Source organism: Ensifer sp. GW821-FHT05G01, from assembly GCF_059419585.1.
Window position 1 is genome coordinate 235,342 of sequence record NZ_JBWKSC010000002.1, and the last position, 24,882, is coordinate 260,223.

The following is a 24,882-nucleotide window of genomic DNA, read 5'->3' on the forward strand; positions in this document are numbered from 1 at the left end:
GGGCGGGCCGTTTCAGCGATATCCTGCCGCATCAGCGGGTTTGTCCGTTTCCATCACCTCGCACATGTAGCGCCAGCAATCGGGGCGCGAGCCGTCGAGGTCGGTGAAGCCGTATGCCTGGGCGAGGCTGCCGCTCGACAACGATTGTCCGTTCCATCGCGCTTTCTGCGGGTCCGCGGCAACGGCGGCTATGGCGCGGCCGACGAAGCGCGGACTTTCGGAAATGACGAAATGCGGCTGGAGCTTCGTTGCTTCCGGCCAGGTCTCCTCCGTTACCTGGAAATGCTCGAGCATCATCTCCGATCGCATCCAGCCGGGTGTGATCGATATGGCAGTGGCCCCATGCGGCTCCAGGTCCTTGGCGTGTGCCCAGGCCATGCGATTGGCCGCGACCTTCGCGAGGTCGTAGAACGGCGAGAGCCGGTAGTGTTCTGCGTTGTATTCGGCAGTCCCGTCCGTCACCTCGACCAGCAGCCCGCCGCTATTCTCGATCATCAGCGGCAGGGCGTGATGGGCAGTGATCAGATGCGTGTCGATTGCCAGCCGGAGCAGCTTCAAGCCGTTGTCGAGGTCATGGTCCCATACCGGCTTGTTCCATTCGAAAAGGTTTTCGCCGCCCCAGATATCGTTGACGAGAATATCGAGCCGACCTTGTTCCGTGCGGATGCGCTCGACGAGCGCTTTCACCTCTTGAGATTGCAGGTGGTCGACCTGCACCGCGATACCTTCGCCGCCAAGCGCGCTGACGAGTTCCGCCGTCTCCTCGATCGTTTCCGGGCGCTTGTAGTCCGATTGCTGGCTTCTCGTGGTGCGGCCGGTGACATAGACCGTCGCGCCCGCGGCTCCGAGCTCAGCGGCAATGCCGCGTCCGCCGCCGCGCGTGGCGCCTGCGACCAGCGCTATTTTTCCCTTGAGCATCATTTTTCCTCCATCGGCGATCCGCGCCATCTGGTCGTGGCGGCGGGAATAATATATATAAACGATTATTCGGTTATTAATGAGAGTCAAGATGCCGCGCCCCAAAACGATGCCCGACGAAGATGTGCTGGCCGCCGCGCTGGCGATCATGCATGCAAGCGGACCGGAGGGCCTGACCTTCGCCGCCCTTGCCGCGAGCACGGGGCTCTCCGCCTCCACGCTGGTCCAGCGGTTCGAAAACAAGCAGAACCTTGCCCAGCGCACGCTTCTGCAGGCCTGGGACGGGCTCGACCGCTTGACTGCAGAGCTTGCGGCCACCCTACCGATGACACCGGAAGGTGCCGTCGATCTGCTCGCCGGACTGTCGGGCGATTATGGTGGCATCGAAGCCTACGCCGACGGGTTGCGGGTCCTGCGCGAGGATTTGCGCGACCCGGCGCTTCGCGCCCGCGGCGCGCGGTGGCGCGATGCCCTTTCTGAAGCGCTGGACGTACGTCTGGCCGGTCCGTCGGGGCCGGTGCCCGGTATCGGTTTGCTGATGGCGTCCCATTGGCAGGGGGCGCTGCTTTGGTGGAGTTTCGACCCGCAGATCCCGGTTGCGGATTTCGTCCGGCAGAGCCTGCGCCGTTTCGTGTCGGTGCTTGCCGCAGGCGCTGCCGGCCCACAGGAAGGGTGAAACCGGTGCACGGATACGCCAAGACGGGGCTTTTCACCGGGCTTCAAATCAGCGTGACAATGCATGTCGTCCGATGACGCGGCCGCGCTTTCACCCTAGATCGGAATACATGATCAGATTTACCGCTGCATTGTTCTGGCTTCTGGCGATGTGCTCCCTTGTCGTCGCACAGGAGCGGCCTTCGCTTCCGACGCTGTTGGAGGGACTTGCAGCGCGCGACGACCTGACGCCGCTGAAGACGGTGATCGTCGCCCGATCCGGTGCCGTCGTTGCCGAGCGTGGCTACCGGGGCAATCGCCCTTCGGACAGCACCAACATCAAGTCGGCTTCCAAATCGATCGTGTCGGCGCTCGTCGGCATCGCGATCGATAAGGAGCTGCTGCAGGGGCCGGAGCAAAAGATTGCGCCGATCCTCGAGGCCGACCTGCCGGTGTCCCCGGACCCGCGGCTTCAGGACATCACCATCGGTCATCTGCTGTCGATGCAGGCCGGGCTTGGACGAATGTCCGGCCCCAATTACGGCCGCTGGGTGTCGAGCCGCAATTGGGTTCGCTCCGCGCTGGCACAGCCGTTCGACGATGAACCCGGCGGGGAGATGCTCTATTCGACTGCGTCCACTCACCTGCTTTCCGCAATTCTGACCAGGGTTAGCGGCAAGCCGACCCTTGCTCTTGCCCGCGAATGGCTCGGCCCGATCAAGGGCTTTCGCATCGATGCGTGGGACCGCGATCCGCAAGGCATCTATCTGGGCGGCAACCAGATGGCGATGAGCGTGCGATCGCTGCTTGCCTTCGGCGAGGTTTATCGCAACGGCGGCAAGACGGCCGAAGGGCGACAGGTCGTGCCGGCTGAGTGGATCGCGCAGTCCTGGCAACCGCGCACCAATTCGCGCTTCTCCGGGGACATCTACGGTTATGGCTGGTTTCAGCGCCAGATCGCCGGCGAGACCGTGCACTTCGCCTGGGGGTATGGAGGCCAGATGCTCTATATTGTGCCGGCGCTCGAACTGACCGTGGTGATGACCTCGCAGGAGAGCGGCCCGTCGGCACGCACCGGTTACCGCGATGCCTTGCACCTCTTGCTCGGCAACATCATCGACACGGTCAAGGCCGCGCCACGTTTCGGTGAATAACGGCGGTTCGCGAGCCCCGCCATTCGAACATCATCTGAACCGATGGCCGGCACGGGTCGAACTCGACCGTGACGAAAACAAGCTCGATCTAACCCAATCCCAGCCATTCCAAGCGTGAGCTATTCCGCAGCTGTTGACGTCAGGACTCTGGCTGGGCAGGGGGCCGTATTCGCCCAACCGGACAAAGGTCCAACGCTGATTCAGCGGGAGATGCGTTTAAGAACACCATCGAGCGCTCGTCTCAGGGCATCCGTCCCGCCCTCACCGTCGAAGTCTTGAAACACTTGCTCGTTCAAACCGCCCCTGGTGGCGAATTCGCGGCTCAAATCGATGAATTTGATATCTTCTTCGGCATGAGCTGCTGCTTCTGCGAGACCGGCAAAGAGTGGCGTGAGATAGGCGCGGCCCTTTTCTTCCGGCAACCCGTTTTCCGCGAGCCACTCCGTCGTGCGGTGCATGATGCCGAAATAGGTCGCCATCAGGGCGCTCGCGGTAGCGAGGAGGTCGTATTCCGCCTTGGTTTCGCATTCGACGGCGTTGCCGAGCACGTTGAAGATAGCGGCCGTGCCCTCATCCGGTGGGTAGACGGCGGTGACGCCCTTCCGCCGGGAGACGAAGGGTAGGGGGATGGCCTGGGTGAGCTCAACGTCGGCGCCGATCCAGTCGCGGAGTGCTTGTCTCCCGGTAGCGGCGACGACGCTGATCACCCTCTGGTCGTCACGAAACCGCAAGGGGCGAATGACGTCCTCGGCGATCTGCGGGCGGATCGCCAGGACGACCGTATCGCAGCCGTCGACGATCGCCTGGTTGTCGTTGGAGACCAGCACTTGCGGGAATTCGGCGGCGAGCGCCGCCGAAATATCCGCGCTGCGCATCGACACCATAACATGCGGGACCGCAGCGGGCTTTGCGAGCAGGCCGCGCACCATGGCGTCGGTGATGGCGCCTGTTCCGATGAATCCGATCTTCTGGGGCAGGGGCATGGTCTATTCCGCAGCCGCAAGCGGCCCGAAGGCGACATCGGTCGTGTAATTTTCGCGCAGGAACGAGATGAAATTATCCTGGAACTGGCGGGTGTGGGCATGGGCCAGCTCGTCGGCGCGCTCGACGTTCTTCGCCCGGATTGCCTCCAGCATCAACTCATGCTCGTCGGTCAGGAGATAGCCGTCGCCGGTGCGCTCAAGATATTCGAAATGCAAGTGCAGCATCCGCTGGCCCTGATTGAGGAGGCGCTCGTAGAATGAGGCGAGATAGGTGTTCTTCCCAGCGTAAGCGACGGCCATGTGGAATTGCTTGTTGGCCTCCGACATCTTCAGGTGCATGCCGGTCCTGACGGCCGCCTCGAATTCCTTTTGACGCTTGGCTATGATCTTAAGGTCGGCGTCGGTCCTGAGCGCTGCGGCAAGCCGCGTGTTCATGCGCTGGGCGACATCAAGCGCCTCCACATATTTTGGAAAGCTTGCGACCTCGATCGGCGCCACGATCGTGCTGCGATTGGAAAGCGTCACCACCAGATCCTCGCCCGCAAGCCGGATCAGGGCCTCGCGCACCGGCGACCGAGACATATCGAAACGCTCGGCAAGCGTCGTCTCATCCAGCAATTGGCCCGGCGGCAGGGCTAGCGCGAGAATTTCAGTTCGCAGCGTGTCGTAGACGCTTTTCCAGCCGGTGCCGCGCACCCGTTTCGTATCAATCTCGTCAGACACTTACGTCCCTTTCCGTATTTCTTCGGCATTGGGCCAGAAAAACGACCGCGCAGCAATTGTAAAATTTCCGCTTGACTTTGTCGACACGGAGACGACATAAATTACTCAGTCGACACGGAGCCGACACGAAAAACAAAAAGAGCGGCCGCAGCCGACCGGTGGAACCGCGCTTTACGCGCACAAAAATTGGGGAATGCACATGCTTTCGAGAGTGATGACGTCCGCACTGCGGGCGACGGCGGCGCTCGTCCTGGTGGCGAGTTTTTCTCCCACAGCCGCATCGGCTGAGACCACAGACGGATACTGGCAGGGCGTCCAGAAAACCGGGGCGCTGCGGTGCGGAGCAGCTGTCGCCCCGCCCTATGTCATGCGCGATCCGGCAAGCGGAGAGTATTCCGGCTTTTTTGCCGACCTCTGCCGCGAGTTTGCAGAGGTTTTGAAGGTCAAGCCCGAATTCGTAGACACGACCTGGGACAATATCGTCGCCGGTCTGCAGGCCGGGAAATGGGACGTGTCGCTGGCGCTCAACCGGACACCGGCACGGGCCATGGCCGTGCAGTTCTCCGTTCCTGCGATGGAGTATCAGATCTCGCTTGCCTACAATAAGGAGAATCCCAAGATCCCGACTGGCGCGGCCGCAGTCGCCGATATCGACAAGGCCGACGTCACGCTCGCGGTGATGTCGGGCACGGCACAAGACAAGGCGATCTCCTCGGTCGTCAAAACTGCCACGATCTTGCGCTTGCCAACCAACGATGAAACACGCCTTGCCGTTGTATCGCGCCGCGCGGACATACTTGTCGACGCGTCCGATACCAACCAGCTCTTCACACAGTCCAATCCGGATTGGGCCGTTGCGCTGAACCCCACGCCGGCGCTTGCAAAACAGGGCGTCGCCTTTGGCCTGCCGTATCAGCTTTCCTCTGCCGATGTCGAGGTGATCAATATCTTCCTCGAAGAGCGGGTTGCTACCGGTCACATCGAGGAACTGATCCGCAAGGCGGTCGATCAGGTTCTCAAAACCGGCAACTGAGCCCGGCAACTATCAGCCATGCCGGAGCCGCCCCGCGGCGGCTCCGCTTCCCTGTCTCAAGGAGGAGAGTTTGGACGATGTCGGACACCGCCCCGCTGGTTAAGATCGAAGGACTGCACAAGAGCTACGGCGGCGTCGTCAAGGTGCTGCAGGGCCTCGATATCGAAATGAAGGCGGGCGACCGCGTCGTCGTTATCGGGCCCTCCGGCGGTGGCAAGTCCACACTTCTGCGTGTTCTGATGGGACTCGAACAGATCGACAGAGGGTCCGTCGGTTTCGGTGGAGAGCCCTACATCTGCGCAAACGGCAACGGCAAGACCACGATTGATGCCAAGGTCCGGCGGTCGATCGGAATGGTGTTTCAGCACTACACGTTATTTCCGCATCTCGACGTGATCGGAAACCTGATCCTCGCGCCGATGAAGGTACGGGGAGAGAAGAAGGCCGAGGCAGAGGCGAGGGCCATGGCGCTGCTGACGCGTTTCGGCCTCGCGCAGAAGGCTAAAGCCTATCCAGCCCAGCTCTCCGGCGGGCAGAAGCAGCGCGTGGCCATTGCCCGCGCCCTGATGCTCGATCCGAAACTCATGCTGTTCGACGAGGTGACTTCGGCGCTCGATCCCGAGCTTGTGGCCGAAGTCGAACAGGTGATCCTGCAGCTCGCCCAGCAGCAGATGCCGATGGTCATTGTGACCCACGACATGTGGTTTGCGAAGAACATTGCTTCCCGCGTGATTTTCTGCGCCGGCGGCGTGGTCGTCGAGGATGGTCCGCCAGAGCAGGTGCTTGGCTCTCCCAAGGAGGAGCGCACGCGCGAGTTCATCGAGCGGGTGTTCCACATCAAGCACTGAGGAGGACGCCATGAACTACAGTTTTGACTTCGCGTCCGTCTTTCGCAATTTCGGACCGCTTTGGGATGGCCTGCTCGTCACGGTCGAACTTACGATTGCCGCAAATGCCATCGGCTTGACGCTTGGCTTTGGACTGGCGCTGCTCGTGATGAGCCGCTTTGCTGTGATCCGCCTCCCGGTCACGCTCTTCATCGAATTCTTCCGTTGCACGCCGGCGATCATCCAGATTGTCTGGTTCTTCTATTGCGTCCCCATGCTGTTCAACGTGTTCCTCGGTTCAGTCACGATGGGAATCCTGGCGCTCGGCCTCAATCTCGCGGCCTTCAATGCGGAGGCTTACCGTGCCTCGATCCAGGCCGTGCCGCGCGAGCAGCTCGATGCCGGTGTGGCGCTCGGTTTGAACCCATTCCAGAGAATTCTCTATATCGTTCTGCCGACAGCGGTGCGCAACTCGATGCCGGTGTTGCTCACCAACGGGATTGGGATCTTCCAGCAGAGCGCGCTGGTCGCCATCGTTGCCGTCCAGGATCTGATGTACCAGGGCAAGACTCTGGCCACGCAGACATACCGCCCGATCGAGACCTTCACCATCGTCGCACTGTTCTATTTCGCCGTGTCGTTCCCGGTTTCCCAGGTCGTCGGCTACCTGGAACGCCGCCGCGAAGCCCTGGCAAGCTGAGGAGTTCAACGATGACCTTCGACTTCGCGATCGTGCTGAAATTCCAGCATGCACTCTTGCTCGGCCTCTGGACCACACTCAAGCTAACCCTGATCTGCATCCTGCTCGGCTGCATCCTCGGCTTCCTTGTCGCCCTTGCCAGAACCTCCAAGAACGCAATCCTGCGAGGCCCATCGAGCGTCTATGTGGAGTTCTTCCGCGGCACGCCCGTGCTCGTGCAGCTGTTCTGGATATTTTTCTGCCTGCCATTGGTCCTCGGCGTCGAACTCTCCAACATGGCGTCCGGTGTGATAGCGCTGACGCTCTACATGGGGGCGATCAGCAGCGAAACGTTCCGTGCATCGCTGAAGTCCGTCGGGCGCGAGCAGTTGGACGCCTGCGTGGCGCTGGGCCTTTCTCCCTGGGCGCGCACGGCGAACGTCGTCCTCCCGCAGGCGGTGCTGCGCGCTGCACCGACGCTGCTTTCCAACTGCATCAGCCTCTTCAAGGAAAGCGCGCTGGTCTCGGCTGTCGGCATGGCGGACCTCATGTTCGTCGGTCAGAACATATCCAACAACACGGCCCGGCCCATCGAGGTGCTGACCGTCGTCGCCCTCATCTACTTCGTCATCGCCTTCCCGCTGACGCGCGCCGTCACGGTCATCGAACAACGCATCCTCAAGCGGTTGGCCGTCTGACGCGCCCGCCACACGAACATCCGAATGGAGATTCCCATGAAACTGTCAGGCGTCATGCCGGCCCTCGTCACCCCCTTCGATGCCAAGGGTCAGATCGATTTCAAGGCCTTCGAAAGGCTCATGGTTCACCTGCGTGAAGCCGGTGTCACGGGCTGGGTGCCGAACGGCTCCACTGGAGAATATTTCAGCCAGTCGACAGAGGAGCGTCGCGACGTTCTTCAGTTCGTCAAAGACTTTGCCAAGCCAGGTGAAATCCTGATCGCCGGCACCAATGCGCCGGCCACGCGTGAGGTCATCGAACAGACGGCGATTGCCAAGCAGATCGGCTACGACACGGTCCTGCTCGCGCCGCCGTTCTACACCCGCCCGAGCCAGGCCGAGCTCATCAAGCACTACGAGACCGTTCTTGCCGCCGTCGACGTCGATCTCGTGCTCTACAGCTATCCCGCCAAGGACGGGTCGGACATCAGCTTCGAACTGATGGATCATTTTGCCGACAATCCGCGCGTCATTGCCATCAAGGAAAGCTCGGGCGTGCTGCAACGGGCGATCGACATCGCCAGTCGTTACGAAGGCAAAATCCAGCTTGTCAGCGGTTCGGACGACATCGCGCTCGATTTCATGTTCTGGGGCGCGGAAAGCTGGATCTGCGGTCCATCGAACTGCATGGCCAAGGCCTGCTGCGATCTCGATCGGGCGTATAGGTCGGGGGACCTCGGCAAGGCCCGCCAAATGATGAAGACCCTTTACCGGGCGATGAACATCCTCGAGTCCGGCAAGTTCGTCCAGAAGATCAAGTATGGCTGCGAATTGCAGGGCTTGCCGGTCGGCGAATGCCGAGGGCCGCTCGGGCCCCTGACGGCCGAGGAAAAGTCCGAATTCCGCGCCGCCATGCAACCGATCCTGAACTGGTAAGTCCCCATGACCAGGCGGATGAGCCGCCCGACCAGACTGATGAACAACGGAAAGAGGCGAGCATGACGACCGTGGTTGTCGGCGCAGGGATCATCGGCACGGCGATTGCCTACGAGCTGCAGACGCGCGGCCGCCAGGTCGTCCTTCTCGATAGGGACGAGGTCGGGCGCGGCGCGTCCTACGGCAACATGGCCTCGATTGCCGTGACCGAGTTCATGCCGGCTTCACGCCCGTCGATCTGGCGGCAGATCCCGGGCTGGATGCTCGACCCCGAGGGGCCGGTGCGCGTTCGTCCTGGCTATATGCCAAAGCTCCTTCCCTGGTTCGCGCGTTTCGTTGCCGCCTCGCGGCCTGGCAAGCTGCGTCGGCTGGAGGCCGAGGGTGCGGCCCTCTGCAGGCGTGTCTATGACGACCTCCTGCCTCTGCTGCGCGAAACGGGGCTGGAAGACGAATTGACGGAACAGGGCTGCCTTTCGCTCTACAGCGACGAGGCGGAGTTTCGCGCCGACCGTGAGCATATCGAAATCCTCGAGCGCTTCGGTTTTCCGTACCGCCGGTTGATGGGTGCGCAGGCGCGGGAACTGGAACCGGAACTATCGGACACGATCGGCATCGCCGTCCTCTTTCCGCAGAACCGCAGCCTGCGTGATCCGTTTCGCCTGGTGAACCGCCTGGCGCAACGTTTCCGCGAACGCGGCGGCGAAATCCGGCGCGCAGCGGTGGCGGGGTTTGACCGATCCGACCGCATCACCGCCGTGCGGCTCGCGGGAGGCGATCGCATCGCTGCCGATGAGGTGGTGATCTCAGCGGGTGCCTATAGCGGCTTGCTCTCGAAAATGCTGGGAGAGCCGATGCCACTCGAAACCGAGCGTGGCTATCATACACAGATCATGGCTCCCGGCATTTCCATGCGCCATTCGATCATCTGGCCCGCACGGGCCTTCATGGTCACGCCAACGGCGGGCGGGATCCGCGTCGGCGGCACGGTGGAAATGGCGGGCCTTGACGCGCCACCCGATTACCGCCGCTCGAAGATAACCGTGCGGCGGGCGCAGAAGGCCTTGCCGAAGTTGCGCTGCGAGGACTTTTCGGAGTGGATGGGTCATCGTCCGGCTTTTCCCGACACCGTGCCGGTCATGTCTGCCTCGGCGAAGGTCTCGGGTGTCTTCTATGCCACAGGCCACGGTCATCTGGGCGTTACCTATGCCGCAACGACCGCGCGCCTGATGGGCGACCTGATGACGGGCGTGACACCGCCTGTCGATATGCGTCCTTATCGTGTCGACCGTTTCTGAAGGGCGTTGTCCGCAGTCCGGACTGATGCCGCCCATGCATTACCTGTGAGGATATCATGCAGAACAAGCTTTTCATCGATGGCCAATGGGTCGCTCCCGCCGATGGAGCGATGCTCGCGGTGATCGACCCGGCGACCGAAGAAGTTTTCCATCACATTGCCGCCGCCGGCGCGTTGGAGGCCGAAGCTGCCGTGAAGGCGGCGCGCGAAGCCTTCGACAACGGGCCCTGGCCGCGTCTTTCGGGCAAGGTGCGCGCGAACTATCTCCGCGCCATGGCTAAGGGCATCCGCGATCGCCTGCCGGAGCTTGCGCGCATGGAGACCCGCGATAACGGCAAGCCGCTGCCCGAGTCCGAATGGGACCTGGCGGACGCCGCAGGCTGCTTCGATTTCTATGCCGATCTTGCCGAGGAGCTGGATGGCGAAGTGGAGGAGGTGACGCTTGCGGATGCGCGCTTCGTCTCCAAGGCCGTGCGCGAACCGCTCGGCGTCGCGGTCGCCATCGTTCCCTGGAATTATCCCCTTCTCATGGCCTCCTGGAAGGTCGCTCCTGCTCTTGCAGCCGGCTGCACCATGATTCTCAAGCCCGCCGAAACCACCTCGCTGACGGCGCTGGAGCTTGGCGCGATCGCCGAGGCAGTGGGGCTGCCGCGGGGCGTGCTGAGCATTCTCTCGGGCAAAGGTTCGGTCGTAGGGCAGGCCCTCGTCGAGCATCCCGCGGTCGACAAGGTGGCTTTCACGGGTTCAGGGCCGGTTGGTTCGCGCATCATGGCTGCCGGCGCGAAGGACGTTAAACGCATCAGTCTCGAACTCGGCGGCAAGTCGCCGTTCGTCGTCTTTGCCGACAGCGATATCGAGAAGGCCGTCGAATGGATCATGTTCGGCATCTTCTGGAACCAGGGCCAAGTCTGCTCGGCCACGTCAAGGGTACTGGTGGAAGCCCCGCTCTACCCGAAGCTTCTGGCGCGGTTGGTGGAGGAAGCAAGGAAGATCAAGATGGGCAACGGCCTCGATGCGGGTACGCTGCTCGGGCCACTCGTCAACAAGGGCCAATACGAGGACGTCCTGCGCCACATCGACCGTGCGATAGAGCAGGGCGCGACGGTCGCGTGCGGCGGAAGATATGAGGGCTTCGACAAGGGCTTCTGGGTCGCGCCGACGATCCTCACCGACATGCCGCTCGACAGCGATGCTTGGGTCGAGGAAATCTTTGGCCCGGTCGTCTGCATTCGTCCTTTCGAGACCGAGGAGGAGGCGATCCATCTTGCCAATGATTCCCGCTTCGGCCTCGCCGCCGCCGTCATGTCGGCGGATGATGAACGCTGCGAACGCGTGGCCGCCGCCTTCCGCGCCGGGATCGTCTGGATCAACTGCTCGCAGCCGACTTTCACCGAAGCGCCGTGGGGCGGCTACAAGCAGTCCGGAATTGGTCGGGAACTCGGCCGATGGGGCCTCGACAACTATCTGGAGACAAAGCAGATCACGCGTCTGGTTGGTGATGAGCCGTGGGGATGGTATCTGAAATGACCTTCGACAAGGTGCTCGATATCCTGCTCGTGCATTGCCAGGGCGAAAGCGGCAATGTCCTCATCGGCGGCGCCCCCGACATTCCGGGCGCAACCATCCTCGACAAGATGAACCATCTCAACGACGTGGACCCGTCGCTGCGTCTGTTCCTGACACGCGAGCCGCGGGCGCAGGTTGTCCACACGACCAACCTGCTGCTGCCGCCGACCCGGCCGGATGCCAATGCCGCCTTCATCGTGCTGCAGCCGGATCGTGCCCATCCGATGTCGGGCTCCAACTGCATCTGCGTGGTGACCGCGCTTATCGAAACCGGCCGTGTTGCCATGATCGAGCCGGAAACGGTGGTCCGTCTGGATACCGCAGCCGGGCTGATCGTCGCCCGCGCGCGGTGTGAGAACGGCCGATGCCTGTCGGTCAGCCTCGACAATGTCCCGGCCTTCGTTCACGCGCTCGATGTCGTGATCGACACGCCGAAATGGGGGCGCATCACCGGGGACATCGCCTTCGGCGGTGTCTTTTATGCCCAGATCGACGTTGATCGAGTGGGCTTAAGGATCGTGCCGGAGGCGGCCCGCGCCCTGGCCGAGGCAGGGACGGAGATCAAGGCGCTGTTGGCCAAGCAGGTGGAGGTGGATCATCCTGAGATCCCGGGTCTCGATGAGATCGCCTATGTGATGTTCCGCGACTATCAACCTGATGGATCGGTCATCACCTGCACAACACTGAAACCGGGCCGGGTCGACCGCTCGCCCTGCGGCACGGGCTCCTCGGCCAATCTGGCGATCCTGCATGCAAAGGGGCTGGCACGGATCGGTGACAGGCGCATTTCGCGCAGCATCATTGGGGGGACCTTCACGGCGGAGATTGTCGGCGAGACAACGGTCGGCGGACGCCCCGCCGTCCTGCCGCGCATCACCGGCCAGGGCTACGTCTTCGGCCGCCAGCAACTTCGGCTCGATCCACAGGATCCCTTTGCGCAAGGCTTTGCCCTGTCGGATACCTGGGGTCCGCAGGTGGGTGAACTATGAAGCTTTCGGGACAGTCCATTCTCGTCACCGGTGCGACGGGCGCCATCGGGCGGGCGATCTGCCATGCTCTCGTGGCGGACGGAGCGAACGTCGTCGTGCACTACGGCCGCAATCGCGATGCCGCCGAGGTGCTTGTGAAATCGCTTAACGGCAGGGGCTGGTGCGTGCCAGCCGATCTGTCGGATCCGGCCGGGCCGCAGGCCCTGTGGGATCAGGCCCTGGCCGTTGCCGGTCGGCTGACGGGCCTCGTCAACAATGCCGGTATCCGGTCAGAAGTTGCGATCGACGCGCCGATGGAAGAGTGGCAGCGGGTCTGGGTGCGCGAAATGCAGGTCAACTTCCTTTCGGCAGTCGATCTGTCGAAGCTCGCCATCCAGCATTTTCGCGTGCATGGCGGCGGCCGGATCGTCAACATGGCCAGCCGTGCCGGTCAGCGCGGCTACACCTCCAGTGCCATGGCCTATGGCGCCTCGAAGGCCGCCCTGATCAATCTCACCAAATCGATTGCGCAAAGCCACGGGCATGAGGGCGTGACCGCGTTAGCGCTGGCGCCCGGCTGGGTGCGCACCGAAATGGCCGAAGCCTATATCGCCGAACACGGTGAGGCGGCGGCTTTGGCCGGCATCCCCATCGCCAGGATGGTCGACCCACAGGAAATCGGCGAGATTACCGCCTTCGCCTTCCGTCCCTCGCAGGCCTCTCTCAACGGCGCCGTGCTGGACGTGAACGGCGGCAGCTACATGAGGTAACAGGATGCGTTTCAAGGATAAGGTCGTCATCGTCACTGGAGCTGCTGGCGGCATCGGGGGAGCGATCAGCGCCCGCTTCGCTGCCGAGGGGGCGCGCGTTATCGTCACGGACATGAACGGCGAAGGCGCGGAAGCGACCGTCGCGCAGATTTCGGGCGAAGGCGGCAACGCCCGTGCGCTCGCCAGCGACATCGCCACTGCCGAGGGTTGCCGCGCCATCATCGATAACGTCATTGCGACCGAAGGGCATATCGACGTGCTTTGCAACAATGCCGGCATCAACCGCCGCGGCAATCTCCTCTCGCTGATGCCGGAGGATTGGCGGCTGAGCTTTACGGTCAATGTCGATGCAATGTTCCACCTGTGCCAGGCGACGCTACCTCACATGATCGAGGCAGGCGGCGGCGCGATCGTGAACACGGCCTCCCAGTGGGGCCTTTATCCGGCCCCCAATCACATCGCCTATAACGTCACGAAGGCCGCGGTGGCCAGCTTCACGCAGAACCTTGCGCGCGACTACGCGCCGAACAAGATCCGCGTCAACGCCGTCTGCCCTGGCGAGATCCACACCCCGATGCTGGAAGCCGGAGTGAAGCGTTCCGGACGCACCATTGCCGATCTCGACAAGCTCGTTCCCTTCGGCCGCATCGGGAAACCCGAGGAGGTCGCAGCCTTGGTCGCCTTCCTGGCCTCCGACGAAGCAGCCTTCATGTGCGGTTCACTTGTCGAAATCACCGGCGCACAGGCGGTTGCCTGAGATTGGGGCCAGCATTTCGGCAGTAGGCACGGATCGGACACTGGCCTGATGAGAAGGTTCGCAGTTCGATATCGCTTCAAGCCGTCGGTGTTGTGTCGCACTGCTCTGACGACACTTTGCTCAAAGCAGGTCAGGGCGGAGCAGCCGGATGGGTGAACTGACGCGGGATTTAAAGAAGGGGCGAGGTTTAAGAGTTCGTCATCGCAAGCGACGAGCACGCTGGTAGAGCGTCCCGGGGCCTTGTCGAACACTCAATTGTTTCTTGCAGCGCTGGCAATGAAGGCCGCCTTCAGATGCTCGGCAGCGGGAGAAAGGCTGTGATGGCGCCGTTGAAGCAGTGAGACATCGCGCATGACGATGGGGTCAATGAGATCGATTGTGGTCACCCCGACGGCCGAGGCGAGTTGTCCGGAATTCTCCGGCAGCACCGAAACACCCATCCCGGCAGCGATCATGCTGATCGCGGTCGTCGAAAAACGCACCTCGTACTTCGGCCGATAGTTCGGGACGACGCGGATAAGATTGTGCTCGACGATGTTGCGTAGTGGATTGGAAGCGGCAAGCGTAATCAGGGTCTCGTCTTTAAGTTGTGCCCAGCGCACGGATTTCCGCTTTGCAAACCGGTGATCGTCCCGGCAGACGAGCATCAGCTTGTCGCGCAGCAAGGCCGTCGCGGTGATCTCCGGATCCTCCTCGGAGAGGGTGCCGACGGCGATGTCGACCTCGTGGCGCTTGAGCGCCGGGGTGATCTGCTCCTCGGGCATGTCGCGAATATTGACGGAGATCTCCGGGTACATGCGCAGGAAGCGCGCGATGATCGGCGGAACGATGGTGGCGGCAAGCACGATCGCCGCGGCGACCGTCACCTGGCCGCGCTTCAGCATGGCGTTGTCGCGCACGTCGCCGACGGCCAGTTCCAGGTCCTTCAGGATCTTTCGCGCCTGCGGCAGAAACTCCTGGCCGACAAGAGTGAGGGAGACCATGCGCGTATGCCGGTCGAACAGACGCACGCCGATTTCCGTCTCAAGGTCGCGGATGAGGATGCTGACCGCGGACTGGGTGAGATGGAGATTGCGTGCGGCGATGTTGAACTGGCCGAGCTCGGCCACTGCGATGAAGGCCCTGAGTTGCCGCAGGGTTATGTTCATGTACGCGCGACCTCCCGTTGTCCTGCCCCATCAAAGCCTGCCAAATCTTCGCTTGTCTACCCCGCAGGTGCCGGCTGTTCCTTGTTGCCGGCCATCAGCAAGCCTAGTTCGTCGAGACGAGTGCGGTCCGGGGGCAGTTCGCCAAGGATCCCGCCGTGGAACATCACCAGGATGCGGTCGCAGATTGCGAACAGCTCCTCGAGCTCCGTGGAGATCAGCAGAATGGCGCGACCGCTGTCGCGCTGCTTCAGCATCTCCTCCATCACGAACTCCATCGCGCCGATATCGATACCGCGGGTAAGCTGGTTGACGAGGATGAAATCGGGATTGCGCGCCAGCTCCCGCGCGACGACCAGTTTTTGCTGGTTCCCACCTGACAGCGCAGCGATTGGCTGGTTCTCGTCCCGGCTCTTCACACGAAAACGCTTGATCAGGTCGCGGGTATGCTCGGCAATCACCCGGCCATTCAGCATGCCGCCCGTCGCGAAGGGTTTTTGGTCGTAGCGTTGGAGGATGGTGTTTTCGCTGAGCGACAGCGGGAGCACGATGCCATGTTTGTGACGGTCCTCCGGTATGTGGGAAAAGCTCCTGGCATTGATCGCGGCGGGATCAAGACCGGTAATCTCCTTTCCGTTGAGAACGACGCGCCCTGTATCGACGGGCAGCAGTCCGGAAAGTGCGAGCGAGAGTTCCGTCTGGCCGTTGCCGGAAACGCCGGCGATGCCGACGATTTCGCCGGCGCGCACGTCGAAGCTCACGCCGCGCACGGCCGGAATGCCATTCTCTGCGCGGCAGGCAAGGTTTTCAACAGAGAGCACGATAGGGCCGGGTGGCTCGGGGTTGCGCGGCAGCTCCATGCGAACGTCGCGGCCCACCATCATGCGGGCGAGCTCCCGCGCATTCGTTTCCCCTACCTTGACCGTGTGTACGACGCGTCCGTCGCGCATGACGCTGATGCGATTGCTGACGCGCATCACCTCGTCCAACTTGTGCGAGATGAAGACGACGGTCTTTCCATCCTTCACGAGATCGCTCATCAGGCAGAGGAGGCGGTCGGTCTCCTGCGGGGTCAGAACGGCGGTCGGCTCGTCGAGGATCAGCAGGTCGATGCCGTGGAACAGCACTTTCAAGATTTCCACCCGCTGCTGCTCGCCGACCGAGAGATCTTCGACGATTGCGTCGGGACGCACGTCGAGGGCGTAGCGTTCGGAAAGCGCGCGGATCTTTCGGTGGACCTTGTCCATGTCGGAGATGACGCTGAGTGCAGAACCCTGGCCGAGGATGTAGTTTTCCGCCACCGTGAGGTTCGGCACCAGCATGAAATGCTGGTGCACCATGCCGATGCGCTGGCGGATCGCGTCGCGCGGGCTGGCGAAGCTCACCGATTGCCCTTTGTAGACGATATCGCCTTCGTCCGGCCGGACCATGCCGCATATCATGCTCATCAGCACGCTCTTGCCGGCGCCGTTTTCGCCAAGCAGCGAGTGGATTTCGCCCTCCTCGATTTCGAGGGATACACCGTCGCTGGCGACGATGGGCCCGAAGCGTTTGCGGATATTGTCGATGCGCAGGAAGGGTCTTGTCGACATGTCGATCACCTCATCTCGTAGGGCTGGCCGAGCTTGCTGGGTGCAGCGCCCTTGCCGCGGAACACGACGAGCGTGATGATCGTCATGATATAGGGAAGCGCCTGCAGCACCTGATAGGGCACGACGATGGACGCTTGCGCCTGGAGCATGAGCTGCAGGGCATAAAAGAGGCCGAAGAGCAGCGAGACGAAGAATGCCCCGATCGGCGACCAGCGCGCAAAGACCACGACAGCCAGGGCGATGAAACCGCGGCCGGAGGTCATGCCCTCGACGAACTGGTTGGAGTGACCAAGCGTCAGGAACGCGCCTCCGAGCCCCGCAAACCCGGTACCGACGAGAACGGCGGCATAACGGTAGCCAGGCACGCTGCGACCGGCGACGTCGACGGCTTTCGGGTGTTCGCCGACGGCGCGAAGCGTCAGGCCGAACGAGGTGCGGTAGAGCACGAGTGTGGCGAGGATGGCGGCCAGTATCGTCGAGTACACGATCAGGTTTTGCCGGAAGAACGCCTCCCCGAGGAAGGGCAGGTCGCTCAGCCACGGTATGTGGACTGGCTGGGCGATATCGATGCCCTTGCCCGTCGAGACGTAATAGGTGCGGAAGAGGAAGGCCGTCAGGCCCATGCCGAGCAGGTTGAGTGCCGCGCCCACCACGATCTGGTCTGCCTTGATGGTGATCGTGAAGAAGGCGAAGACGAGCCCGAACAGCATGCCGCCGGCAACGCCCGCCAAAAGCCCGAGCGGAATGTTGCCGGTGGCCGAGGCCGCAGCGAAGCCGCAGAATGCGCCGACGAGCATTGTGCCCTCGAGTCCGATATTGAGCACGCCCGCGCGCTCGGAAAAGACCTCGCCGATCGAGGCGAAGATCAAGGGGGTGGCAAGCCTCCAGGCGGCGCCGACGAGCGTCGCGAGGAAGGTGAGGAGCATCATGTCGTCCATCGGTTATACCCTCTAGGAATGTAGCCAAAGGTTTTGTTTTCCCGCGGACGGCAAAGGGCCGTGCGGGAGTTTCCATGCTTTCAAGCCACGATCCTGAGGACGTCCCGCAGCTTGGCGAAGGCGACGACCGAGAGGATGACAATGCCCTGGATGACGAGCACCAGGACCTGCGGGACCTGCGAGGTGATCTGGAGGACTTCCGAGCCGGAGCGCAGCGTCGCAAACAGGCCGCCCGAGAGGATCGCTGCCAACGGATTGTTGCCCGCCAGCAGCGCCACGGCGATGCCTTCGAAGCCATAACCGGGCGAGATGTTCTGATAGAGCCGTCGGGTGACGCCCGCCACTTCGAAGGCGCCGGCAAGCCCGGCCATCGCGCCGCTGATGCAGATGGCGATCATGACGTTTCGTGCAACGTTCATGCCGGCATAGCGGGCGGCGTGGGGGTTGAGACCGACGACGCGCAGCGCAAAGCCGCGACTGCTTCTTCGCAGGAAGATGTAGAGGCCGACGGCCAGAATCACAGCGACGAGAATGCCGATGTGAAGCCGCAGGTCGGTCACCAGACGTGGTGTCCAGGCTTCGCGCACCAGCCTTGCCGATTGCGGATAGGCCGCGCTCGCGTCGCGCATCGGACCGGTGACCAGATAGCTCGTGAGGATGAGGGCGATGTAGTTGAGCATGATCGTGGTGACGATCTCGCTCGCCTGAAAGCGCACCTTCAGGTAGCCGGCAATGCCGGCCCAGGCAGCGCCCGCCAACGCCCCGGCCAGCATCACGAGCGGCGCATGCACCCACACGGAAAGTCCATCGATGCTGGTGCCGACAAGAGTTGCAGCGATCGCACCAACATAGAGTTGGCCCTCGGCGCCGATGTTCCAGATCGAACAGCGGAAGGCTACACAGAGGCCCGCGCCGATCAGGATCAGGGGGGTCGCCTTGAGGAGAATTTCTCCGACCGAACGCATGTCTTGAAACGAGCCGAAGACCATCACGGTAACGACGTCGCTGCCGTTGAAGCCGTTGAGCGATAAAAGGGCGGCGCCAAAGGCGAGAGCGACGAGAACCGCCGCGATGGGTGTCAGAGCGCTGATCGCGGCGCGCGAGAGCGTGTGGGTGAAGGCGTGGGTTGCTTGAGAATTCACGGTCTCACGCACTCCCTGGTTTATCTCAGCCATGGGTCGGTCCGGATGTTGGTGTGAGGCGGGAGGGCTGCGGCCGGACGACCTGCCGCAGCGTGAAGCCGGCTATTCTGCGCCGGTCTTGATCTCGCCAGCGGCGATCTTGTCGCTGATTGCCTTCACCTCGGCGCGGATGTCCTCCGGCACGGTGACCGGGCCGTCGTCGCGAAACGTAAACGAGATGACCTTGGGATCCTTCAGGCCGAAAACGACGTTTGCCGCCGGCGGGTGACCGTCCTTGATAGCGCGGACCACCTCGACCACGCCTTGCGCGTAATCGGCAACGTAGAGCCCCAGGATGTTGTTGGGCGCTACCTCGGTGAAATCGCTGAAGATCGAGAAGGAGCGCACGTCCGGGCCGGACTCTGCGATGGCCTGATAGCCGCCGACAGTTGCGCCCGAGGCGTTCGGTACGACGAAGTCCGCGCCTTGCGAAATCATGCTCAATGCAGCTTCCTTGGCGGCGGTCGTATCGGTGAAGTTGCCGATATAGGCCTCGCTGATCGGGAAGTCCGGGTTGATGCTTTTTGCGCCGTTCTTGAAGCCGGTGAAGGCCTGCTGGATCGGCGGGATTTCCATGCCGCCAACGAGGCCGGCCTTGCCACCCATTTTCGCGGCGATGACGCCCATCAGGTAGAAGGGCTGGCTGGTATCGGTGTTGAGCCCGATGACGTTGCCTTCGTGGATCGCGCTCGACGAGATAAGGAAATAGGTGTCCGGGTAGTCGAGGGCGACATCGCGCGCGGCGTCCTGGAACTCGAAGCCGTGGCCGAGGATGACCTTGTAACCCTGGCTGGCATAGTCGCGAAACGCCTTCTCGAAGGAGGCCGGGTTCTGCTGCAGCTCGACATAGCTGATCTTGGCGCCAAGCTGTTCCTCCACGCCCTTGAGCGCGTTGTAACCGATCCGGTTCCATCCTTCTTCGGAGACACTACCAGGCACTAGAAGGCCCATCTTAAAGTCTTCCGCATGCGCGACGTCGAGCCGGAGCATTCCGGTCAGGGCCATTCCGAGAGTGGACGCAAGCAGTAAACGACGTGAAATTTCAGTTATCATTTCATTCCTCCCATTAGATTGAAGTCACAATCCCCCCGGAGCAGCCGTTCCCTTTTATGCGTTCTCCTGCAGGCGGATATTTTCGGTGGCGCTCTGCGAGACCAGGCGCCCGTTCGAGAAGACAAAGGCCCGATCCGGTCCGCCGGCAACCAGCGTGTCGGTATCGATGCAGTCAGTGACCACGAAGTCAGCGCGCGCGCCGGGCCTCAGGCCATAGTCTCTTCCAAGGCCCATCAGGCGGGCAGGGGCCGTCGTGATCATGCCGTGCGCTGCGGCGAGTTCATCACCGCGCAGGTGGCCGGCCAGCAGCGTCCAGCGGGCGATTTCCAGCATGTCGCCCGAGCCGGTCGGGACGAAGGGGTCCTGGATATTGTCCGAGGCCGTGGCGATGGTGATGCCGGCACGATAGAGCTCGGCGACGCGCGTCAGTCCGCGCGGCGGCAGGACCTCGTAGTCGCGGCCTTGCAGATAGAGATTTGCCGCAGGCAGCGTCACGACGCCGACATTCAGTTTGTGCAGGCGCTCGGCTATCCGCTGGAACTGCCGACGGGGCAGGGCGCTCAACACAGAGACGTGGCTGAAGACGGTGCGCCCCTGCATGCCGAAGTGCTCCACGCGATCGAGAGCGGCGTCGAGAAGATGCACCCCGCTATTGAGGTGTTCATCGAGATGCAGGTCGATCGGCTTGCCGGACTTCACTGCCGCGGAAAACAAGATGTCGAGGTAACGCGGCGGGTCCTCGGAAACGGCGGGCGTTCCGCCGACGGCATCGGCGAGCGCGACGGCGCCGTCGATGTTCTTGTCCAGCCACTCGAAATCCTGGCCGGGATGGGGCGTCATGAAGGCGACCAGTTGAAGCGTGATGCGGTGCCTCTCAGCATCGCGAATGGCCGCCAGCGTCTCGATGCCGTGGAAGCCGGCATCCTTGTCGACGTTGATATGGCTGCGGATCGCGGTCGTGCCGCGGGAAAGACATCGCCCGATTGTGCGCGTTGCGCGCTTGCGAATGTCGTCAGGGCCGGCGGTACGGGCATATTTCGCGAAGGCTTCGCGGGCGCCCTGGAGCGTGCCTGACGGATTGGGGGTAAAGCGCAGTACGCCCGTTTTGTCGAGATGCTGGTGCGCGTCGACGAAACCCGGCGAAACGAGCATGCCTGTAACATCCACATGGGCGCTGTAGGACCCGCTGTCGAGAAAGGGTTCGACAATGGCGATGCGCCCGTCGGCGCCGACGACAATGTCGCTCACCGATTGTGGGCCGTCGTCATGAATGACGCTTCCGCCCGTGAGAGCAAAGGACTGACCGCCGGTCAGTTTTGCGAGCGACGCCGTTAGATTGTCACGTGCCATTCCGTCCCCACCTTCTTGTCATGGCGGAAGACTAAGCACGGGTCATTAATTGAAACAAATTCATTATTTCAATCATTTGATAAGTAAATCGCAATAATTGCTTTCGTCGGGAATACGCGCAAGTAAAGATCTCCAAAGAAAGTAATAAGCTAAATCAATGTGCTGCGACTGCGATGGGTCGAGGGTTGTGGCCCATCACCTACCGCAGACGACCACCCAAAATCAGTGACGATACTGCGGTTCCTCGACATCCAGCTGGCGACGAAGGGCTGCGAGATGGGCCTGGGCGGACGCGGGATCGCCTTCGCGCATCTGTCTATAGGCCGCCTCGGCAATTGCGGGATTTACCGGCAAGACCTCCCTGCCCGTGGACATGGCGAGCACCTGAACTTCGGCCGCTCGCTCCAGGTAATAGAGGTCGTCCCAGGCTTCTGCGATCGTGGGCGCCAGTACCAGCACGCCATGGTGTTTCAGAAAAACGATATCAGCGTCGCCGGCGGCTGCGGCGATGCGCGCACCCTCCTGGTGGTCGAGCGCCAGGCCATTGTAGTTTTCGTCGACGGCGGTGCGTCCGTAGAATTTCAGCGCCGTCTGTCCAGCCCAGATCAACGGAGCACCCTCGGTCATGGAGAGCGCTGTCGCATAGGGCATGTGGGTGTGGAAGGCGACCTTTGCGCGCGGCAGTCGGCGATGTATCTCCGCATGGATGTAGAAGGCTGTCGCCTCCGGTTCGCCTTCGCCGTCGATGACGGTGCCATTGAAATCGCACACGAGGAGTTTTGACGCCGTCAGTTCGCGAAAGGCATAGCCGTATGGGTTGACGATGAAGAGATCGTCGTGGCCAGGCACGACCGCGGAAAAATGGTTGCAGATCCCCTCCTCAAAACCGTTGCGCGCTGCCATGCGGAAACAAGCGGCAAGGTCTTCCTTCGCCGTACGGACGGCATCGGCGGAAAGATCGGGCCGGTTGTGACGGTCCGCATCGGTGTGGCATTTCAAAGAATGGGCCATGGGTGCTCCTGGGCATGGTTGGGCTGGGAGCGGCGGCTGGCCCGAAGGCTACCGCGCGCAGCGTCGTGCGGCTGCGCCCTGCCTGCCCGAGTCGTCACGGTCCAGCAGCGCCACCAGATAACGCTCGAAGCCTTGCGCGGTCAATTGCGGGCTGGTGGTCCGGGGGGCCGGCACCGCTGACCCTTTACGGTAAAAGCCTAGTGCACGGATTTCAGCAGGAAGTCCCGAAACCGTCGGGCGGCTGGCGAGAGCGAACGCGCACGCTTCTGGATCAGGCTCACTTCCCGTTTGATGTGCGGCTCGGTCGGCGTCCGCACGACGAGGCCCATCGACGTCGCGAGGCGCGTGACCGCCGAGGTCATGATCGCGACGCCGAGACCGCCCTCGACCATGCCGATGATTGTCAGCGGCAGCGCGACCTCCTGCATCGTCTTGTCGAAGGGCAGCACGATGCCGTTGCGCGCCAGTTCGTTCTCCAGGCGGTCTCGGATCGGATTGCCCCGCTGCGGCCCGATCAGCTTCCTGTCGACAAGATCTGTCCAACGCAGCTCGGTCAGTTTGGCGAGCGGATCGTCCGGGTGAAGGACGACGAGGAATTCGTCGGTCGTAAGCCGGGTGCCCATGAGTTCGCTGTCGTCCTCCGGTACCGTGCCGATGCCAAGATCCACCGAGCTGTTGGCGACCTGTTCCAAGACGGCTTTCTCCGCGACATCATGCAGGGCGACGGAGATCTCGGGGTAGAGCTTGTTGAAGGCGTTGACGAGCTGCGGCAGCATCAGAGCGGCCTGCACAGTTCCGGCTGCGATCGAAACTTTTCCGCGCCGGAGCGCATTCAATTCACGCGAGCTCTCCACCATGCCTTCGATGTCGGCCACGGCGCGTGCTGCGACCGGCAATATGTCCGTGCCGGCCTCCGTGAGGCGCAGAAGTCGCGTGTGACGGTCGAAGAGACGCAGATTGAGGTTCTGCTCCAGCTGGCGCACGAGCGTGCTGACGGCCGACTGCGACGAGCCGAGTTTGTCGGCAGCCAGGGTGAACTGTCCGAGGTTGGCCACGGTGACGAAGGCCCTAAGCTGTTTCAGCGTGATGTCCATCGCGATCCATTCATTCAATTATTATATGAATAAATCTAATTGTGCCGATTGTTTGCTGATTTGACCAGCCGCATGATCCTCGGTGTACGGCGTGCGGTTAAAAGATCATGAGGCCAAGATGCCCCACCGCGCCGGAAGCTGTTCGCTGGGAGGAAAGCGAATGCGTAAGTCCGACACGACGGATCCAGTCGAAAAGATGTACCCGATTCCGAGCCTGATGGCTCTGGGCCTGCAACACGTTCTCGTCATGTATGCCGGAGCGGTCGCCGTACCGCTCATTGTCGGCAGCGCACTTCACTTGCCCAAGGAACAGATCGCGATGCTCGTCAGCGCCGACCTGTTCTGTTGTGGCATCGTTACCCTCATCCAGGCACTCGGCATCTGGAACGTCGGCATTCGCCTGCCGATCATGATGGGGATTTCGTTCACCGCCGTGCCCTCCATCATCGCTACGGGCACCAATCCCGATCTCGGCATGCCGGGCGTCATTGGCGCCGTCATAGGCTCCGGGGTATTCACGGTCCTGGTCGCGCCGTTCTTCGGCCGCTGGGTGCGCTTCTTTCCGCCTGTTGTCACCGGTACCGTCATGCTGGTCATCGGCCTCTCGCTGATGCGCGTCGGGGTAAACTGGGCGGCGGGCGGCCAGCCGATGATCAAGGGCCCGGATGGCATGATCCCCAACCCCGCCTATGGCGCGCCCTTCGCGCTCGCCGTCGCCGCCATCGTGCTCCTGTCGATCCTGCTGCTCACCCGCGTCCTCAAGGGCTTCATGGCCAATCTTGCGGTCCTGCTTGGCATCGGTGTCGGCTTCGTGATCGCGATCGCTGCCGGAAAGGTGGACTTCCACGGCGTTGCAGAGGCCGACTGGGTGCGCATCATTCACCCGCTCGCCTTCGGATGGCCGATCTTCGAGTTCTGGTCGATCCTGTCGCTCTGTGCGGTCATGACGGTCATGATGATCGAATCGACAGGACAATTCCTGGCGGTAGGCGACATGGCCGGTCGCAAGATCACCCAGGCTGAACTGACCCGGGGCTTGAGAACCGACGGTGTCGGGAACATTATCGGCGGCCTGCTCAATACCTTCACCTACACGACCTATGCGCAGAATGTCGGCCTTCTTCAGATCACCGGCGTGCTCAGCCGCTTCGTGGTGGCGGCGGGCGGCGTCATCCTGATCCTGCTCGGCTCGTTGCCGAAAGTTGCTTTCGTCAGCGCTTCGATCCCGAGCTACGTTGTCGGCGGTGCTGCCATCGTGATGTTCGGCATGGTGTCGGCAACGGGCGTGAAGATCCTGACGAAGGTGGATTTCGCGGCGAACAGGCGCAACCTCTACATCGTCGCCGTCAGCGTCGGGCTCGCCATGGTGCCGGTTGTCGCCGAAAACATCTTCGACCAATTGCCCGCGGCGATCGAGAAGTTCCTGCACAGTGGCGTCCTCGTCGGTACCTTCGCGGCAGCGCTGCTCAACATTCTCTTCAACGGCGTTCCGGCGAAGGAGCCGGAGGAAGCAGAGCTCGCGGACGGCACGCCGGCTGCCGACCTTGCCTAGAGAGCAACACCATTAGTCCGGCGGCCG

24 protein-coding genes are annotated in these 24,882 nt (G+C 62.3%); 13 read left to right on the forward strand and 11 right to left on the reverse strand.

What is annotated here, in order from left to right:
* Positions 1–12: 12 nt before the first annotated feature.
* Positions 13–921 carry an SDR family oxidoreductase gene (locus AC07UR_RS06905; protein ID WP_209789422.1) on the reverse strand — a complete coding sequence of 303 codons (909 nt, stop codon included), beginning with the start codon at positions 919–921 and terminating at the stop codon, positions 13–15.
* A gap of 88 nt (positions 922–1,009) precedes the next feature.
* Here AC07UR_RS06905 and AC07UR_RS06910 point away from each other — a divergent pair, with 88 nt between their 5' ends.
* Together AC07UR_RS06910 and AC07UR_RS06915 are read left to right on the forward strand one after the other, a co-directional pair.
* Positions 1,010–1,594, forward strand: coding sequence for a TetR family transcriptional regulator (locus AC07UR_RS06910; protein ID WP_209789423.1), 585 nt, complete (start codon positions 1,010–1,012; stop codon positions 1,592–1,594).
* A gap of 109 nt (positions 1,595–1,703) precedes the next feature.
* The gene (locus AC07UR_RS06915) at positions 1,704–2,726 is read left to right on the forward strand and encodes a serine hydrolase domain-containing protein (RefSeq protein WP_209789424.1); all 1,023 of its coding nucleotides are present in this window, start codon (positions 1,704–1,706) and stop codon (positions 2,724–2,726) included.
* Positions 2,727–2,926: 200 nt separating this feature from the next.
* Here the strand turns inward: AC07UR_RS06915 and AC07UR_RS06920 are convergent, their stop codons facing one another.
* Both AC07UR_RS06920 and AC07UR_RS06925 read right to left on the reverse strand, forming a co-directional pair.
* Positions 2,927–3,709, reverse strand: a complete 783-nt coding sequence (locus AC07UR_RS06920; protein ID WP_209789425.1) for a pyrroline-5-carboxylate reductase — start codon at positions 3,707–3,709, stop codon at positions 2,927–2,929.
* A gap of 3 nt (positions 3,710–3,712) precedes the next feature.
* Positions 3,713–4,432: a GntR family transcriptional regulator gene (locus AC07UR_RS06925; protein WP_173421579.1), complete on the reverse strand. Its 720-nt coding sequence runs from the start codon at positions 4,430–4,432 to the stop codon at positions 3,713–3,715.
* Between the two features lie 199 nt (positions 4,433–4,631).
* Between AC07UR_RS06925 and AC07UR_RS06930 the strand changes: the two genes are divergently transcribed.
* From AC07UR_RS06930 to AC07UR_RS06975, 10 genes are all read left to right on the forward strand, one after another.
* On the forward strand, positions 4,632–5,465 hold the full coding sequence (locus AC07UR_RS06930) for a substrate-binding periplasmic protein (protein WP_209789426.1): 834 nt from the start codon (positions 4,632–4,634) through the stop codon (positions 5,463–5,465).
* A gap of 77 nt (positions 5,466–5,542) precedes the next feature.
* Positions 5,543–6,313, forward strand: coding sequence for an amino acid ABC transporter ATP-binding protein (locus AC07UR_RS06935; RefSeq protein ID WP_209789427.1), 771 nt, complete (start codon positions 5,543–5,545; stop codon positions 6,311–6,313).
* Positions 6,314–6,323: 10 nt separating this feature from the next.
* A complete protein-coding gene (locus AC07UR_RS06940; RefSeq protein WP_173421582.1) occupies positions 6,324–6,992 on the forward strand; it encodes an amino acid ABC transporter permease in 669 nt (222 codons plus the stop codon).
* Between the two features lie 11 nt (positions 6,993–7,003).
* Positions 7,004–7,669, forward strand: coding sequence for an amino acid ABC transporter permease (locus AC07UR_RS06945; protein ID WP_209789428.1), 666 nt, complete (start codon positions 7,004–7,006; stop codon positions 7,667–7,669).
* 36 nt (positions 7,670–7,705) lie between these two features.
* Entirely contained in the window at positions 7,706–8,584 is an 879-nt protein-coding gene (locus tag AC07UR_RS06950) for a dihydrodipicolinate synthase family protein (protein ID WP_209789429.1), read from the forward strand.
* 62 nt (positions 8,585–8,646) lie between these two features.
* A complete protein-coding gene (locus AC07UR_RS06955) occupies positions 8,647–9,879 on the forward strand; it encodes an NAD(P)/FAD-dependent oxidoreductase (protein WP_209789430.1) in 1,233 nt (410 codons plus the stop codon).
* Between the two features lie 56 nt (positions 9,880–9,935).
* Complete coding sequence (locus tag AC07UR_RS06960) at positions 9,936–11,405, forward strand: aldehyde dehydrogenase family protein (protein WP_209789431.1); 1,470 nt, start codon at positions 9,936–9,938, stop codon at positions 11,403–11,405.
* The gene (locus AC07UR_RS06965; protein ID WP_209789432.1) at positions 11,402–12,433 is read left to right on the forward strand and encodes a proline racemase family protein; all 1,032 of its coding nucleotides are present in this window, start codon (positions 11,402–11,404) and stop codon (positions 12,431–12,433) included. The genes AC07UR_RS06960 and AC07UR_RS06965 overlap by 4 nt, the downstream gene beginning before the upstream one ends.
* Entirely contained in the window at positions 12,430–13,182 is a 753-nt protein-coding gene (locus AC07UR_RS06970; protein WP_173421588.1) for an SDR family NAD(P)-dependent oxidoreductase, read from the forward strand. Before AC07UR_RS06965 ends, AC07UR_RS06970 begins: the two co-directional genes overlap by 4 nt.
* Before the next feature lie 4 nt (positions 13,183–13,186).
* Positions 13,187–13,939 carry an SDR family NAD(P)-dependent oxidoreductase gene (locus AC07UR_RS06975; protein ID WP_209789433.1) on the forward strand — a complete coding sequence of 251 codons (753 nt, stop codon included), beginning with the start codon at positions 13,187–13,189 and terminating at the stop codon, positions 13,937–13,939.
* Between the two features lie 251 nt (positions 13,940–14,190).
* On the opposite strand, the gene AC07UR_RS06980 is transcribed toward AC07UR_RS06975, so the two are convergent.
* From AC07UR_RS06980 to AC07UR_RS07015, 8 genes are all read right to left on the reverse strand, one after another.
* Positions 14,191–15,087, reverse strand: a complete 897-nt coding sequence (locus AC07UR_RS06980) for a LysR family transcriptional regulator (protein ID WP_209789434.1) — start codon at positions 15,085–15,087, stop codon at positions 14,191–14,193.
* 56 nt (positions 15,088–15,143) lie between these two features.
* Positions 15,144–16,676, reverse strand: a complete 1,533-nt coding sequence (locus AC07UR_RS06985; protein ID WP_209789435.1) for an ABC transporter ATP-binding protein — start codon at positions 16,674–16,676, stop codon at positions 15,144–15,146.
* A 5-nt stretch (positions 16,677–16,681) separates the two neighbouring features.
* Complete coding sequence (locus tag AC07UR_RS06990; protein WP_173421592.1) at positions 16,682–17,614, reverse strand: ABC transporter permease; 933 nt, start codon at positions 17,612–17,614, stop codon at positions 16,682–16,684.
* An 80-nt stretch (positions 17,615–17,694) separates the two neighbouring features.
* Positions 17,695–18,789 carry an ABC transporter permease gene (locus tag AC07UR_RS06995; protein ID WP_209789436.1) on the reverse strand — a complete coding sequence of 365 codons (1,095 nt, stop codon included), beginning with the start codon at positions 18,787–18,789 and terminating at the stop codon, positions 17,695–17,697.
* A 69-nt stretch (positions 18,790–18,858) separates the two neighbouring features.
* Positions 18,859–19,848 carry a BMP family protein gene (locus tag AC07UR_RS07000; RefSeq protein ID WP_209789437.1) on the reverse strand — a complete coding sequence of 330 codons (990 nt, stop codon included), beginning with the start codon at positions 19,846–19,848 and terminating at the stop codon, positions 18,859–18,861.
* Positions 19,849–19,902: 54 nt separating this feature from the next.
* Positions 19,903–21,198 (reverse strand): amidohydrolase family protein, encoded by a 1,296-nt coding sequence (locus AC07UR_RS07005; protein ID WP_209789438.1) that lies wholly within the window; start codon positions 21,196–21,198, stop codon positions 19,903–19,905.
* Positions 21,199–21,420: 222 nt separating this feature from the next.
* Positions 21,421–22,209, reverse strand: coding sequence for an aldolase (locus AC07UR_RS07010; RefSeq protein WP_209789439.1), 789 nt, complete (start codon positions 22,207–22,209; stop codon positions 21,421–21,423).
* A 197-nt stretch (positions 22,210–22,406) separates the two neighbouring features.
* Entirely contained in the window at positions 22,407–23,303 is an 897-nt protein-coding gene (locus AC07UR_RS07015) for a LysR family transcriptional regulator (protein WP_173421597.1), read from the reverse strand.
* Between the two features lie 160 nt (positions 23,304–23,463).
* Here AC07UR_RS07015 and AC07UR_RS07020 point away from each other — a divergent pair, with 160 nt between their 5' ends.
* Positions 23,464–24,855, forward strand: a complete 1,392-nt coding sequence (locus AC07UR_RS07020; RefSeq protein ID WP_173421598.1) for a nucleobase:cation symporter-2 family protein — start codon at positions 23,464–23,466, stop codon at positions 24,853–24,855.
* Positions 24,856–24,882 lie beyond the last annotated feature (27 nt).

Bases quoted from the DNA above. Each gene is read 5' to 3' on its own strand.
- AC07UR_RS06910 (WP_209789423.1), top strand. From the start codon at position 1,010: ATGCCGCGCCCCAAAACGATGCCCGACGAAGATGTGCTGGCCGCCGCG.
- AC07UR_RS06935 (WP_209789427.1), top strand. From the start codon at position 5,543: ATGTCGGACACCGCCCCGCTGGTTAAGATCGAAGGACTGCACAAGAGC.
- AC07UR_RS07020 (WP_173421598.1), top strand. From the start codon at position 23,464: ATGCGTAAGTCCGACACGACGGATCCAGTCGAAAAGATGTACCCGATT.
- AC07UR_RS06950 (WP_209789429.1), top strand. From the start codon at position 7,706: ATGAAACTGTCAGGCGTCATGCCGGCCCTCGTCACCCCCTTCGATGCC.
- AC07UR_RS06980 (WP_209789434.1), bottom strand. From the start codon at position 15,087: ATGAACATAACCCTGCGGCAACTCAGGGCCTTCATCGCAGTGGCCGAG.
- AC07UR_RS06940 (WP_173421582.1), top strand. From the start codon at position 6,324: ATGAACTACAGTTTTGACTTCGCGTCCGTCTTTCGCAATTTCGGACCG.
- AC07UR_RS06955 (WP_209789430.1), top strand. From the start codon at position 8,647: ATGACGACCGTGGTTGTCGGCGCAGGGATCATCGGCACGGCGATTGCC.
- AC07UR_RS06975 (WP_209789433.1), top strand. From the start codon at position 13,187: ATGCGTTTCAAGGATAAGGTCGTCATCGTCACTGGAGCTGCTGGCGGC.
- AC07UR_RS06945 (WP_209789428.1), top strand. From the start codon at position 7,004: ATGACCTTCGACTTCGCGATCGTGCTGAAATTCCAGCATGCACTCTTG.
- AC07UR_RS06915 (WP_209789424.1), top strand. From the start codon at position 1,704: ATGATCAGATTTACCGCTGCATTGTTCTGGCTTCTGGCGATGTGCTCC.
- AC07UR_RS06970 (WP_173421588.1), top strand. From the start codon at position 12,430: ATGAAGCTTTCGGGACAGTCCATTCTCGTCACCGGTGCGACGGGCGCC.
- AC07UR_RS07015 (WP_173421597.1), bottom strand. From the start codon at position 23,303: ATGGACATCACGCTGAAACAGCTTAGGGCCTTCGTCACCGTGGCCAAC.
- AC07UR_RS06960 (WP_209789431.1), top strand. From the start codon at position 9,936: ATGCAGAACAAGCTTTTCATCGATGGCCAATGGGTCGCTCCCGCCGAT.
- AC07UR_RS07005 (WP_209789438.1), bottom strand. From the start codon at position 21,198: ATGGCACGTGACAATCTAACGGCGTCGCTCGCAAAACTGACCGGCGGT.
- AC07UR_RS06990 (WP_173421592.1), bottom strand. From the start codon at position 17,614: ATGGACGACATGATGCTCCTCACCTTCCTCGCGACGCTCGTCGGCGCC.
- AC07UR_RS07000 (WP_209789437.1), bottom strand. From the start codon at position 19,848: ATGATAACTGAAATTTCACGTCGTTTACTGCTTGCGTCCACTCTCGGA.
- AC07UR_RS06920 (WP_209789425.1), bottom strand. From the start codon at position 3,709: ATGCCCCTGCCCCAGAAGATCGGATTCATCGGAACAGGCGCCATCACC.
- AC07UR_RS06905 (WP_209789422.1), bottom strand. From the start codon at position 921: ATGATGCTCAAGGGAAAAATAGCGCTGGTCGCAGGCGCCACGCGCGGC.
- AC07UR_RS06985 (WP_209789435.1), bottom strand. From the start codon at position 16,676: ATGTCGACAAGACCCTTCCTGCGCATCGACAATATCCGCAAACGCTTC.
- AC07UR_RS06930 (WP_209789426.1), top strand. From the start codon at position 4,632: ATGCTTTCGAGAGTGATGACGTCCGCACTGCGGGCGACGGCGGCGCTC.
- AC07UR_RS06965 (WP_209789432.1), top strand. From the start codon at position 11,402: ATGACCTTCGACAAGGTGCTCGATATCCTGCTCGTGCATTGCCAGGGC.
- AC07UR_RS07010 (WP_209789439.1), bottom strand. From the start codon at position 22,209: ATGGCCCATTCTTTGAAATGCCACACCGATGCGGACCGTCACAACCGG.
- AC07UR_RS06995 (WP_209789436.1), bottom strand. From the start codon at position 18,789: ATGGCTGAGATAAACCAGGGAGTGCGTGAGACCGTGAATTCTCAAGCA.